Origin of the sequence: Pseudarthrobacter sp. 902506025, assembly GCF_040702325.1 — a bacterium.
Lineage (GTDB): Bacteria > Actinomycetota > Actinomycetes > Actinomycetales > Micrococcaceae > Arthrobacter.
This window is the reverse complement of record NZ_JBFBKW010000003.1, coordinates 386,444-398,997: the sequence shown is the minus strand read 5'-3', so window position 1 is coordinate 398,997 and position 12,554 is coordinate 386,444. Positions and strand designations below refer to the sequence as shown.

Genomic DNA, 12,554 nt, shown 5'->3' with positions numbered 1-12,554 from the left:
TCTTGGCTAAGAACCTGGTCCCCTCGGACGCTCAGTTGGAAATCACTCAGATCAAGTCCGCCATTGGCGGCAAGCAGAACCAGCGCGACACCCTGCGGTCCCTCGGCCTGAAGCGGATCGGACACACTGTTGTCCGCACCGCCGACGCCGTAACCGTTGGAATGCTCAACACGGTTCCGCACCTGGTAAAGGTAGAGGAGGCGAAGTAAATGGCAGAGAACACTGCTGATAAGGCGCAGGCTGCTGAGAAGCAGAACGCCCTGAAGGTTCACCACCTGCGTCCCGCACCGGGTGCCAAGACCGCCAAGACCCGTGTTGGTCGTGGTGAGGCATCCAAGGGTAAGACCGCCGGCCGTGGTACCAAGGGTACGGCTGCCCGCTACCAGGTGAAGGCTGGCTTTGCCGGCGGCCAGCTGCCGCTGCACATGCGCCTGCCCAAGCTGCGTGGCTTCAAGAACCCGTTCCGGGTCGAGTTCCAGGTGGTAAACCTGGACAAGCTCAACGAGCTGTTCCCGGAAGGTGGCGCAGTCACCGTGGAGAACCTGGTCGAAAAGGGTGCCGTTCGCAAGAACCAGCCCGTCAAGGTGCTGGGCACCGGCGACATCACCGTCAAGGTTGACGTCACCGCCCACGCATTCTCGGCCAGCGCCGCCGAAAAGATTGCTGCAGCAGGCGGAAGCACCACCGCCCTGTAAGGGACGGCGCCAGCTGTAAAACTCCCGGTATCCGCGGGCTTCGGCCCCGGATACCGGGAGTTTTTCGTATCCGCCTGGCGAACAATTCCTGCCATCCGGCGCACGCCGGCCGGCCCGGATTGTTCGCTCGGCACATAGACCCGTTAGACTCGGATGTCGGGATTTATCAAATTCCGCCACCCCCACCCTTATTGACACCACAGGAGGACGCTTGCTTAGCGCATTTGGCCGGGCCTTTCGCACGCCTGATCTGCGACGCAAGTTGTTGTTCACGCTGGGAATCATCACCATCTTCCGCTTGGGTGCTTTCATTCCCTCGCCCGGTGTGAACTACCAGAATGTCCAGCAATGCTTGCAGAACGGTCAGACTGCCGGCGGGCTGTACCAGCTCGTTAACCTCTTCAGCGGCGGCGCGTTGCTCCAGGTGTCCATCTTCGCCCTGGGCATCATGCCCTACATCACGGCCAGCATTATCGTGCAGCTGCTCCGGGTGGTCATTCCCCGGTTCCAGCAGCTGTACGAAGAGGGCGCGTCGGGACAGTCCAAGCTGACCCAGTACACCCGTTACCTCACCATCGCCCTGGGTCTGCTCAACGCCACCACACTGGTGTCCCTGGCCCGCTCAGGGCAGCTGCTTCCCGGCTGCCAGTTGCCGGTGATCCCTGACAGCAGCATCATCACCACCATCCTGATCATCATCACGCTCACGGCAGGCACCGGCCTGATCATGTGGATGGGCGAGCTCGTCACGGAGAAGGGTGTGGGCAACGGCATGTCGCTGCTCATCTTCACCTCCATCGCCGCCCAGTTCCCCACCTCCCTGGGTGCCATCTGGACCTCGCAGGGACCGGGAACCTTCTTCCTCGTCCTGGTTGTGGGTCTCCTCACCGTGGCCCTGGTGGTCTTCGTTGAGCAGTCACAGCGCCGCATCCCGGTGCAGTACGCCAAGCGGATGATCGGCCGCCGCACTGTGGGCGGCACCAGTACCTACATTCCCATCAAGGTGAACATGGCCGGCGTCATTCCGGTGATCTTCGCTTCCTCCATGCTCTACATTCCCGGGCTGATCGCTCAGTTCAACCAGCCCCGGAACGGCGAGCCAATGCAACCGTGGGTTGAGTGGATCAACAACAACCTCACCCGCGGTGACCACCCGATCTACATGGCGGTTTATTTCGTCCTGATCGTGTTCTTCACCTACTTCTACGTCGCGATTACCTTCAACCCTGAAGAAGTCTCAGACAACATGAAGAAGTACGGCGGCTTCATCCCAGGTATCCGCGCCGGCAGGCCGACCGCTGATTACCTGCAGTACGTGCTTTCACGGATCACCCTGCCCGGCGCCCTCTACCTGGGCTTCGTGGCACTGATCCCGCTGGTGGCACTCGTGCTGATCAACGCAAACCAGAACTTCCCGTTCGGTGGCACCTCGATCCTGATCATGGTGGGCGTTGGGTTGGAGACCGTAAAGCAGATTGATGCGCAGCTACAACAACGTCACTACGAAGGGCTTTTGCGATGACGAGAATGCTGATTATTGGACCTCCCGGTTCCGGAAAAGGAACGCAGGCGGAGCGGATTTCAGAACGCCTCGGTGTTGTGGCCATCTCCACCGGCGACATCTTCCGTGCCAACGTGAAGGGCGAAACCCCGCTCGGCGTCGAGGCCAAGAAGTACATGGACAACGGTGACTTCGTCCCGGACAGCGTGACCAACAAGATGGTCCGTGACCGCCTGAACGAGTCCGATGTCGAGAACGGCTTCCTGCTGGACGGCTACCCGCGCACCACCGCGCAGGTGGACTACCTTGACGAGATCCTCGCCGACGGCGACGAGAAGCTCGACGTGGTCCTGCAGCTGACTGCCGACGACGAGGAGCTGGTACACCGCCTCCTGGGCCGGGCCAAGGAAACGGGCCGGAGCGACGACAACGAAGCCGTCATCCGCCACCGCCTGGACCTCTACCACGAGCAGACCGAAGCTGTGGTGGCGAAGTACGCCGACCGCGGCATCCTCACCAAGGTTGACGGAATCGGTCCGATCGACGAAGTAACCAACCGCGTGATGCAGGCCATCAAGGCCGCACAGGCCGCCTGACCCAAGGCGCCCGGTTTTATCGAGGCTCCTCCCGGCATCCGGGAGGAGCCTCAGCCATTTGAAAGGAAACATCATGGCCTTCGGCCAGCCCCGCATCGAATACAAGAACAACGCCCAGATGCGCACCATGCACGAGGCCGGCCTGGTTCTCAGCCGTGCACTGGATGCCGCCGTTGCCGCCGCGGTGCCGGGGGTCACCACCAAGCACCTGGACGATGTCTTCGCCGCCGTCCTCAACGAGGCAGGCGCCAAGTCCAACTTCCTCGGCTACCACGGCTTCCCGGCCACCATCTGCACGTCCGTCAATGAGGAAGTGGTGCACGGCATTCCGGGCAGCCGCGTCCTGCAGGACGGCGACATCATCTCCATCGATGGCGGCGCGATCGTCAACGGCTGGCACTCGGATTCCGCGCGCACGGTGATCGTGGGAACAGCGGACCCGGAAGACCAGCGCCTCTCGGACGTCACCCAGGCCGCCATGTGGCGGGGGATCGCTGCCCTGGCCGGCGGCTCGCACGTGGGGGACATCGGCGCCGCCATTGACGACTACGTCTCCTCCGTCCCCGGCAAGCCGCTGGGCATCCTGGAGGACTACGTGGGCCACGGCATCGGCTCCGAGATGCACATGGCCCCGGACGTCCTGAACTACCGCACCAACCACCGGGGCCCCAAGATCAAGCCTGGCCTGTGCCTTGCCATTGAACCCATGCTGGTCCGGGGCGGCATCGAGACCGCAGTCCTGGAGGATGACTGGACCGTGGTAACCACCGACGGCAAGCGCTCCTGCCAGTGGGAGCACTCCGTGGCAGTGCACGAGAAGGGCATCTGGGTGCTGTCGGCGCCCGACGGCGGTGCGGAGCACCTGGTGCCCCTGGGCGTCACCCCGGTGCCGATCCCCTAAGGGGACACGCTTCCCCCTCTTCTACGCGCATTTTTCTGCGTGACGCACAAAAGCCCTGGCAGGACCCGGATCCGGGTCCCGCCAGGGCTTTCGCGTTTCGACAGCGGCTAGGACTTCAGCTTCGGCTTCACGTCCCGGTCGTAGATACCCTGCAGGGTGGTCTTCAGGTCCGTCATGGTGGACTTGACGTCGCCTTGCTGGGTGAGGATCTTCGCAGCGGCCTTTGCCATCTCCTGGTCAGCACCGGGCAGGAACACGCGGGCGTTGTCCTGGACCTTGGTCACCGCGAGCTGGTCCACTGCGGTCTGGATCTGCGGCGTCTTGGCCAGGACCGCCTTCATGTCGGCCGACTTGCGGGTGGGCATGTAGCCGGTGGCCGCGGAGAACTCCGCGGTGCTCTCCGGCTGGGTGACGAAGTCCAGGAACATCCCGGCGGCCAGCTGTTCCTCCTTGGAAATGCCGCTGGGGATGCCCAGGCCTGCACCACCCGTGGGGCAGACGTTGGAGGTCGCCTTGGGGCCGCCGGGCAGGAAGCCGACACCCACGTTGAACTTGGCCGACTTCAGGATGCCCAGCAGCGAGCCCGTGGAGGCGATGGTGGCCGAAGTCAGGCCTGCGGAGAAATCGTCGGCCGCTTCCTTGGACGAGACACCCGCCCACTTGTCCTTGTAGATCGAGTCCTGGGCCCACTGCAGCGCGGCGACGGATTCGGCGGAGTCGCAGGTGATGTCCCATTCCTTGGACCAGCCCCCGCCCCAGCCCCAGAGCATATTCTGCAGGGTCCAGCCCGCGTAGCCGGCCAGAGCCGGATAGATGTAGGCGTACTGGGCGCCGGAGCTTGCCTTCAGCTTGGGTGCCCACTCGCCGAATTCCTGCCAGGTCTTGGGAGCACGGTCCGGGATTCCGGCTGCCGCGAAGTGGTCCTTGTTGTAGTAGAACAGCGGCGTTGACCGGCCGTAGGGCAGCGCCCACTGCTTGCCGTCGTATTTGTAGTCATTGACCAGTGACTGCTGGAAGTCGTCCATTTTCATGTTCAGCTGCTTGGTCAGGCTGTCCACCGGAATGATGCTGCCGTTGGTGTAGTACCGGAACCACCAAACGTCGGAGAGGACAACGACACCCGGGAGGCCGGACTTGGCTGCCTGTGCGGTCTGGAACTTCTGGGCGATTTCCTCGTAGTTGGCGCCAGCGGTGACCAGGTTGACGGCGATGCCCGGGTTCTTGGCCTGGAACTTCTCGATCAGGCTCTTTTCCACATCCTGGGACTGTCCGGGGTGGCTGGACCAGAAGTCGATTTTGGCAGCGGGCTTCACGCCGCTGAAGTCGATATCGGCCGCCTGGGACGTGGCCTGTCCACCGCCGCTTGTAGAAGGTCCGCCGCATGCGGCCAGGGCTGCGGCAGAGGCGGTGAGCCCTGCCAGGCCCAGGAAGTGCCTCCGGTCCAGGTGAAGTGTCATGACAGTTCCTTTCGGTTGTTGCCTGCGGAAGGGGGAGTACTTGGAGGTTGGGTAGTACGACGGCGGCCGGCGGCTTAGCCGGTCACGCTGCCTTGGGTGAGGCCCGCCACGATGTAGCGCTGCAGGGCCGCGAAGATGATCAGGATGGGAACGATGACCAGGACTGCCCCGGCCATGAGGACACCCCAGCCGGCGGCGTTGCTCTCGTTGTTCTGCAGGAGGGTGAGGCCGACCGGCAACGTCATGGTTTCCGGCCGGTCCGTGATGATCAGCGGCCAGATGTAGTCGTTCCATTCGGTCACGATGGTCACCAGGGCTACCGTGGCAATGGAAGGCACGGAGACGGGGACCACGATCTGCCACAGCCGGCGCCAGTGCCCGGCACCGTCCATCTCTGCAGATTCGAGAATGGAGGCGGGCAGGGTACGGAAGTGCTGCCGCAGCAGGAACGTGCCGAACGCGGTGCCAAGGCCGGGCAGGATGATGCCCCACAGGGTGTTCTTCCCGCCGATCCCCGCGATCAGGATGAAGTTGGGCAGGATGGATACCTGCGGCGGCACCATGAGGGCCACCAGGATCAGCAGGAAGATGAAGTTCCGGAACGGGAAGCGGACAAAGACCAGGGCGTACGCCGTCAGGATGGCCAGGAGCACCTTGATGGTTGCCCCTGACAGGGTGACGATGGTGCTGTTCAGGAAGAACTGCCCGAAGGGGACCGTAGTCATGGCGGTCCGGTAGTTCTCCAGGTTCAGGCTTTCCGGAAGGATCTTCAGGTCGGTGGTGACGATTTCGCCCGATTGCTTGAAGGAGCTGAGCACCATCCACAGCAGGGGAAGGAACACCACCAGCGTGGCGATCAGCAGCGGCAGGTAGCCGCCCACCACGGTCTGGACAAGGTTCCGGCGGGAGAACGGCCGGTCGCGGCGAAGGCCGGGGTCCGGTGCGGCGATGGCCGGAGCGGCGGGGTCCGGGCTCACCGGTGATAGGGATGTCACGAGTAATGAACCTTTCGTTCCACGAACCGCAGCTGGAGCACGGTGATCACCAGGAGGATGGCAAACAGGACCACCGAGATGGCCGCTGAGTAGCCGGCCCTGTTGTAGGCCCCGAAGGCCTGGAGGTATGCCTCGTAAATCAGGGTGCTGGTGCCGGTGCCCAGGGGTGTCATGATCCGGATGAGGTCGAAGGCCTGCAGCGAGCTGAGCATGGTGGTGATCAGGAGGAAGAACGTGGTGGGGGACAGCAGCGGCAGCGAGATGCTGACGAAGCGGCGGAACCCGTTGGCACCGTCGAGGGACGCCGCCTCCATGACCTCCTGCGGAAGCGACTGGAGCCCGGCGAGGTACACCACCGCGCAGTAGCCCAGGTTCTTCCACACGTAAACCAGGATCACCATGACCAGCGACAGCTGGGGATCGTTGATCCACTGCGGGCTCTGCTGCCCGATGCCCCGGAGCAGCCAGGCCAGGACGCCGTAGCCCGGATCAAAAATGAACAGCCACACCAGGCCCACGCCGACGCCGGAGAGGACGTAGGGGGCAAAGACGGCGGAGCGCGCGAACGTGGTGCCGCGGACCTTCGCGTTCAAGGCCAGCGCAACCAGCAGGCCCAGGATCATCGAGCCGCCCACCGTCACCAGCGTGAACACTGCGGTGGTGCCCAGGACTTTCGGGGCATCGTTGCTGGTGAAGAAGGTGACGTAGTTGGCGAAGCCCACCACGCTGGCGGTGGGGGAACCGAGGGTCCAGTCCAACGTGGAGTAGTACATGTTGCTGAACAGCGGCCGGTAGGTGAAGACGGCGATCAGCACCAGGTTGGGCAGCGCCATGGCAAGGAAAACAAAGAAGTCGCGGCGGGTCCTTGCGGTCCACCGCCGTCGTGGAACTTTTGCCGAACGCCCCGGGGGCCTCTTGGGTTTGGTGGCGGGGTGCTGGGCGAGTTGACGGGTCATGCGTGTCTCTCCCGGGTTGGGAGCCTGCTCGTGGCCGGCCCTGGCTTGATCTAGGGACTACTACACCAGACCGTCAGGGGGCTGAAACCCGCATATGCCCTTGTCAGGGAACTGTTATCCAAGGCTTCGTCGCCCGTTAACGCTGTGTTGATTGCAGTCTCGCATAAAGTTCGCCGTTGCGGCAGGGGCGCGCCAGCGGAGGGGACAATAGGGGCATGGGAACCATTACCGATGTCCCGGGCATCCGCGTGGGCCACGTCCAGAAGGACACCGACGGCTGGCTGACGGGCGTTACCGTTGTCCTGCCGCCGCCGGGCACGGTGGGCTCGGTGGATGTCCAGGGCGGCGGCCCGGCTACGCACGAAACGGACGCCCTTGACCCCACCACCCTGGTCGGCACCGTGGACGCCCTGGTCCTCACGGGCGGCAGCGCCTACGGGCTGGCGTCCGCTGCGGGCGCGCAGCGCTGGTGCGAGGAAAACGGCCGCGGCTTTGCCGTTCCCGGGGGAGTGGTGCCCATCGTCCCCGCCGCGGCCATCTTCGACCTCGGCAGGGGCGGGAACTTCGCCGCACGGCCGACGCCGGACATGGGCTACGCGGCAACGGCCGCCGCGGCAGCACAAAAGGAGGGCCACAACACCGGACGGGGCAACGTGGGTGCCGGCACCGGGGCACTGATCGGCCGGGGGCAATATAAAGGGGGAGTTGGCACAGCGTCGGCCACGCTCGGGAACGGGGTTGTGGTCGGAGCCCTGGCCATAGTCAACGCACTCGGACTCCCGTTTGAACCAGCGGTGCAGTTCTCCGTGGAGACCACTGATCCGCCGCCCCTTAACACCACTCTTGTCGTTGTGGCCACCAATGCCGTTCTTGATGTGGCCGAATGTAAAAGGACTGCCTCTGCTTCCCATGCCGGGATTGCCCGGGCGCTCAACCCGAGCCATACCCTCGCCGACGGGGACACAGTCTTCTGCCTGGCAACCGGTGCTGTGGCACTCGACCGCTCCGACGACGCTGCCCGCCAGGTCAGTCTCATCACGCTCCAAAGCGCGGCAGCCGACGTCGTCCGTTTGGCCATCCTGGACGGTGTGGCGGCGGCTGGTGCCGTGAGCACTCCGGCCGGCGAATATGGTGCGTACCGCACCGCGTAGGCTACTATGGCCGATTTAACTTTTACCGGCCAACAGGGTAGTGTTGTTTGTTGGTTGTCTGGACTGCCACGCCCTTTTGGGCCTGGAGGCGGCAATCGATCCAACAAAAACGTTCGTGGTCATGCCCGGTGCTATCCGGCGGGGCTGCGGCAACAACAGTTAGCGGAGGGTATGGCCAAGAAGGACGGGGTCATTGAGATCGAAGGCGTTGTGACCGAGGCGCTGCCTAACGCGATGTTTCGCGTTGAGCTCACCAACAAGCACATCGTTCTGGCACACATCTCTGGAAAGATGCGTCAGCACTACATCCGAATCCTCCCTGAGGACCGCGTAGTGGTGGAGCTGAGCCCGTACGACCTCACCCGTGGTCGTATCGTCTACCGCTACAAGTAAATTGCTGGGCGGCGGCAGTGCAAACTGACTGCTGCTCCAGTTGACCAAACTGCTACACGCAAAGGAACGCCATGAAGGTCAAGCCGAGCGTCAAGCAGATCTGCGAAAAGTGCAAAGTGATCCGCCGTAATGGCCGGGTCATGGTGATCTGCGAGAACCCGCGCCACAAGCAGCGCCAGGGCTAATTTCCTTCCCTGAAGGAAATCCTGGGTTGCTAACCCACGCAAGTAAATAAAGGCAGCACAAGCTGATCTGGAACATTGAGCTCGAAAGAGTCCGGACAGCTAACCCCCGGTCGGAGGCTGGGGCCGCACGGAACGTGCGGGTGTACTGCCTACGACCTCCGGTTTATCAAGGAGTACTGCCACTATGGCTCGTCTCGCTGGCGTAGACATTCCCCGCGAAAAGCGGCTGGAAATTGCGCTTACTTACATCTACGGCGTGGGCAAGACCCGTGCACACGAAACCCTGGCCGCCACTGGCATCAGCGCTGACGTCCGCGTCAAGGACCTGACTGACGCCCAGCTGGTTGAGCTGCGTGACTACATTGAAGGCAACTACAAGGTTGAGGGTGACCTTCGCCGCGAAGTAGCAGCAGATATCCGCCGCAAGGTTGAAATCGGCAGCTACGAAGGCCTGCGCCACCGCAAGGGCCTGCCCGTACGCGGTCAGCGTACGAAGACCAACGCACGTACCCGCAAGGGCCCGAAGCGTACCGTCGCCGGCAAGAAGAAGGCCCGTTAAAATCCCCGCTCGGGATTTACGGACTTTCCCCAATAACTTTCTGTAGGAGAAAAAATGCCCCCGAAGACTCGTGGCGCGGTTCGCAAGCCGCGTAAGAAGGACAAGAAGAATATCGCGCTTGGCCAGGCGCACATCAAGAGCACCTTTAACAACACCATCGTTTCCATCACGGATCCGACCGGCGCTGTTATTTCCTGGGCTTCCTCCGGTGAGGTTGGCTTCAAGGGCTCGCGCAAGTCCACCCCGTTCGCTGCGCAGATGGCCGCCGAAGCCGCTGCCAAGCGTGCGCAGGAGCACGGCATGCGCAAGGTAGACGTTTTCGTCAAGGGACCGGGTTCCGGACGCGAAACCGCCATCCGTTCGCTGCAGGCCGCAGGCCTCGAGGTTGGCTCCATCCAGGACGTCACCCCCGCAGCGCACAACGGCTGCCGCCCGCCGAAGCGCCGCCGCGTCTAATTCTTTTCCGCAGCAGGAGCTTGCCCGGACCAGTGATGGTCCGGGCAAGCCCAGCGCGTTAAGTCTTCAGACCGAATTTCCACCACCTGTGTTGCGTCATATAGCGGATGCTCGCCGAAAGGAAACCTAAGTGCTCATTGCACAGCGCCCCACCCTCTCCGAAGAGGTAGTCTCCGAAAACCGTTCGCGTTTCATCATTGAACCGCTGGAACCGGGCTTCGGCTACACCCTCGGAAACTCCCTCCGCCGTACCCTGCTCTCCTCCATCCCCGGTGCTGCCGTAACCAGCATCCGGATCGATGGTGTGCTGCACGAGTTCACCACGGTTCCGGGTGTCAAGGAAGATGTCACCGAGATCATCCTTAACATCAAGAGCCTGTCGGTTTCCTCCGAGCACGACGAGCCCGTCGTGGCTTACCTGCGCAAGCAGGGCCCCGGAGTCGTCACCGCCGCGGACATCGCTCCGCCGGCCGGCGTCGAATTCCACAACCCGGATCTGCACATTGCCACGCTGAACTCGAAGGGCAAGTTCGAACTCGAACTGACCATCGAGCGCGGCCGCGGCTACGTTTCGGCAGCTCAGAACAAGTCCGGCGACGCAGAGATCGGCCGTATCCCGGTTGACTCCATCTACTCGCCGGTGCTGAAGGTTACTTTCCGCGTGGAAGCAACCCGTGTTGAGCAGCGCACCGACTTCGACAAGCTGATTGTCGACGTCGAGACCAAGCAGGCCATCGCCCCGCGCGATGCCGTTGCTTCCGCAGGCACCACCCTGGTGGAACTGTTCGGTCTGGCCCGTGAGCTGAACACCGCAGCTGAAGGTATCGAGATCGGCCCGTCGCCCACCGACGCTGCCCTGGCAGCCGACATGGCACTGCCGATCGAGGATCTGGACCTCACCGTCCGTTCCTACAACTGCCTCAAGCGTGAGGGCATCCACACCGTGGGTGAACTCGTTGCCCGCTCCGAGGCTGACCTGATGGACATCCGCAACTTCGGTGCAAAGTCCATTGACGAGGTCAAGGCAAAGCTGGTTGAACTGGGCCTGTCCCTCAAGGACTCGCCTCCCGGTTTTGACCTCGCAGCACGCGCCGCAGCAATCGAAGAGGACGACGCCGCGTTCGGCGACGACGAACTCTAAACCAGACCTTGGCCGGCGGGCAGCACCATGGTGTGCCGCCCACGGCTTCCACATGAGGAGAAACAATTATGCCTACCCCCACTAAGGGTCCGCGCCTCGGCGGCGGCCCGGCTCACGAGCGTCTGATGCTCGCGAACCTGGCCTCATCCCTGTTCGAGCACAAGCGGATCACCACCACGGTGACCAAGGCCAAGCGCCTGAAGCCGTACGCAGAGCGCCTGGTGACCTTCGCCAAGCGTGGCGACCTGGCTTCCCGCCGCCGCGTCCTCGGCCTGATCAGCAACAAGGGCGTCGTCCACGAGCTGTTCACCGACATTGCGCAGGCTGTGGAGAACCGCGACGGCGGCTACACCCGCATCACCAAGATCGGCAACCGCAAGGGCGACAACGCTCCCATGGCTGTCATCGAACTGGTCCTCGAGCCGGTTTCCGCCAAGCAGGCCGTCGTAGCCGAGGCTACCCAGGCTGCTGCCAAGGCTGCTCCGGCTGCCGAGGAAGCTCCCGCTGAAGAGGCTCCGGCCGCTGAGGAAGCTGCTGCAACCGAAGAGGCACCTGCTGCTGAAGAAGCTGCAACCGAAGAGGCTCCGGCCGCTGAGGAAGCCGCCGAGGCTCCCGCAGCCGAGGAGAAGGACGCGAAGTAATTCGCTGATTCTCTTCGCATAGACTTAGGTCTGTGAACCACCAAAAACCCGCGGCCCCCGTTCCAGGGGGCGGCGGGTTTTTGCGTATCCGGCTTGACCTTTCGTACGACGGCGGCCCGTTCAGCGGGTGGGCGCTCCAGCCGGGGCGGCGGACCGTCCAGGGTGTCCTGGAGGAAGCGATCGAGCTCCTGGTCCGGCGCCAGGTACGGGTCACCGTCGCCGGGCGCACCGACGCCGGCGTGCACGCCCGCGGCCAGGTGGTCCATCTGGACCTCACCGAAGCCGAGTGGCTGGGACTGCCGCGCGGGCACGAACTCGATCCCGCCGTCGCCATGCTGCGGCGCCTCCGCGGTGCCCTGAACCGCGCCCTCGGCGACCTGCACGGCGCGGTGGAGGTCCACGACATCTCGCCGGCACCCGCCGGCTTTGACGCACGCTTCTCGGCGCTGTGGCGGCGGTACAGCTACCGGATCGCGGACGGGCCTGCCCTCTGGGATCCGCTGGAGCGGTACTTCACGCTGTGGCACAAGAACCCGCTGGACGTGGACCTGCTCAATGAAGGCGCCTCACAGCTGCTGGGCCTGCAAAACTTCCTGTCCTTCTGCAAGCCCCGCGAAGGAGCCACCACCATCAGGGAACTGCAGCGCTTTGAGTTCCGGCGGGGCGAGGACGGAGTCATTGTGGCCACCGTCCAGGCGGACGCGTTCTGCCACAACATGGTGCGGGCGCTGATCGGTTCCGCCCTGTATGTGGGGGAGGGTGCTGTGCCGCCGGGCTGGCTGCACGAGCGGCTGCTGCTGCAGAAGCGGGATGCGAAGTCCGTGCTTGCGGCTCCGCATCCGCTGGTGCTGGAGGAAGTGGCCTACCCCTCGGACAGCGAGCTTCTGGCCCGCGCCGAACAGACCAGGGCCGTCCGCGAATCCTGAT

General features: G+C 63.6%; 16 protein-coding genes. 13 read left to right on the top strand and 3 right to left on the bottom strand.

All coding sequences use genetic code 11. The features are described 5' to 3' along the window. The first annotated feature begins 2 nt into the window (after positions 1-2). From rpmD to map, 5 genes are all read left to right on the top strand, one after another. The gene (rpmD, locus tag AB0280_RS09045; protein WP_009358731.1) at positions 3-209 is read left to right on the top strand and encodes a 50S ribosomal protein L30; all 207 of its coding nucleotides are present in this window, start codon (positions 3-5) and stop codon (positions 207-209) included. After that, positions 210-695, top strand: coding sequence for a 50S ribosomal protein L15 (rplO, locus tag AB0280_RS09040; RefSeq protein WP_013601817.1), 486 nt, complete (start codon positions 210-212; stop codon positions 693-695). It abuts the gene before it with no gap. A gap of 211 nt (positions 696-906) precedes the next feature. Further along, on the top strand, positions 907-2,217 hold the full coding sequence (secY, locus tag AB0280_RS09035) for a preprotein translocase subunit SecY (RefSeq protein WP_159631367.1): 1,311 nt from the start codon (positions 907-909) through the stop codon (positions 2,215-2,217). 5 nt (positions 2,218-2,222) lie between these two features. Next, positions 2,223-2,792, top strand: coding sequence for an adenylate kinase (locus AB0280_RS09030; protein ID WP_201302397.1), 570 nt, complete (start codon positions 2,223-2,225; stop codon positions 2,790-2,792). A 73-nt stretch (positions 2,793-2,865) separates the two neighbouring features. Then, positions 2,866-3,693, top strand: a complete 828-nt coding sequence (map, locus tag AB0280_RS09025; RefSeq protein ID WP_224026662.1) for a type I methionyl aminopeptidase — start codon at positions 2,866-2,868, stop codon at positions 3,691-3,693. A 107-nt stretch (positions 3,694-3,800) separates the two neighbouring features. Here the strand turns inward: map and AB0280_RS09020 are convergent, their stop codons facing one another. From AB0280_RS09020 to AB0280_RS09010, 3 genes are all read right to left on the bottom strand, one after another. Further along, complete coding sequence (locus AB0280_RS09020; RefSeq protein WP_224026661.1) at positions 3,801-5,150, bottom strand: ABC transporter substrate-binding protein; 1,350 nt, start codon at positions 5,148-5,150, stop codon at positions 3,801-3,803. 74 nt (positions 5,151-5,224) lie between these two features. Beyond that, entirely contained in the window at positions 5,225-6,145 is a 921-nt protein-coding gene (locus tag AB0280_RS09015; RefSeq protein WP_159631371.1) for a carbohydrate ABC transporter permease, read from the bottom strand. Continuing rightward, a complete protein-coding gene (locus tag AB0280_RS09010; RefSeq protein ID WP_201302398.1) occupies positions 6,142-7,101 on the bottom strand; it encodes a carbohydrate ABC transporter permease in 960 nt (319 codons plus the stop codon). Before AB0280_RS09010 ends, AB0280_RS09015 begins: the two co-directional genes overlap by 4 nt. Before the next feature lie 215 nt (positions 7,102-7,316). Here AB0280_RS09010 and AB0280_RS09005 point away from each other — a divergent pair, with 215 nt between their 5' ends. From AB0280_RS09005 to truA, 8 genes are all read left to right on the top strand, one after another. Next, positions 7,317-8,252, top strand: coding sequence for a P1 family peptidase (locus tag AB0280_RS09005; protein WP_366366968.1), 936 nt, complete (start codon positions 7,317-7,319; stop codon positions 8,250-8,252). A 171-nt stretch (positions 8,253-8,423) separates the two neighbouring features. Continuing rightward, positions 8,424-8,645: a translation initiation factor IF-1 gene (gene infA / locus AB0280_RS09000; protein WP_009358723.1), complete on the top strand. Its 222-nt coding sequence runs from the start codon at positions 8,424-8,426 to the stop codon at positions 8,643-8,645. Between the two features lie 71 nt (positions 8,646-8,716). Next, the gene (gene rpmJ, locus AB0280_RS08995) at positions 8,717-8,830 is read left to right on the top strand and encodes a 50S ribosomal protein L36 (protein WP_009358722.1); all 114 of its coding nucleotides are present in this window, start codon (positions 8,717-8,719) and stop codon (positions 8,828-8,830) included. A gap of 184 nt (positions 8,831-9,014) precedes the next feature. Next, positions 9,015-9,389, top strand: a complete 375-nt coding sequence (gene rpsM / locus AB0280_RS08990; RefSeq protein ID WP_003803743.1) for a 30S ribosomal protein S13 — start codon at positions 9,015-9,017, stop codon at positions 9,387-9,389. Positions 9,390-9,443: 54 nt separating this feature from the next. After that, on the top strand, positions 9,444-9,845 hold the full coding sequence (gene rpsK, locus AB0280_RS08985; protein ID WP_009358720.1) for a 30S ribosomal protein S11: 402 nt from the start codon (positions 9,444-9,446) through the stop codon (positions 9,843-9,845). A 130-nt stretch (positions 9,846-9,975) separates the two neighbouring features. Further along, the gene (locus AB0280_RS08980) at positions 9,976-10,986 is read left to right on the top strand and encodes a DNA-directed RNA polymerase subunit alpha (RefSeq protein WP_013601812.1); all 1,011 of its coding nucleotides are present in this window, start codon (positions 9,976-9,978) and stop codon (positions 10,984-10,986) included. 68 nt (positions 10,987-11,054) lie between these two features. Continuing rightward, complete coding sequence (gene rplQ, locus AB0280_RS08975) at positions 11,055-11,627, top strand: 50S ribosomal protein L17 (protein ID WP_275179642.1); 573 nt, start codon at positions 11,055-11,057, stop codon at positions 11,625-11,627. Between the two features lie 32 nt (positions 11,628-11,659). Beyond that, entirely contained in the window at positions 11,660-12,553 is an 894-nt protein-coding gene (truA, locus tag AB0280_RS08970) for a tRNA pseudouridine(38-40) synthase TruA (protein WP_366366966.1), read from the top strand. Position 12,554 lies beyond the last annotated feature (1 nt).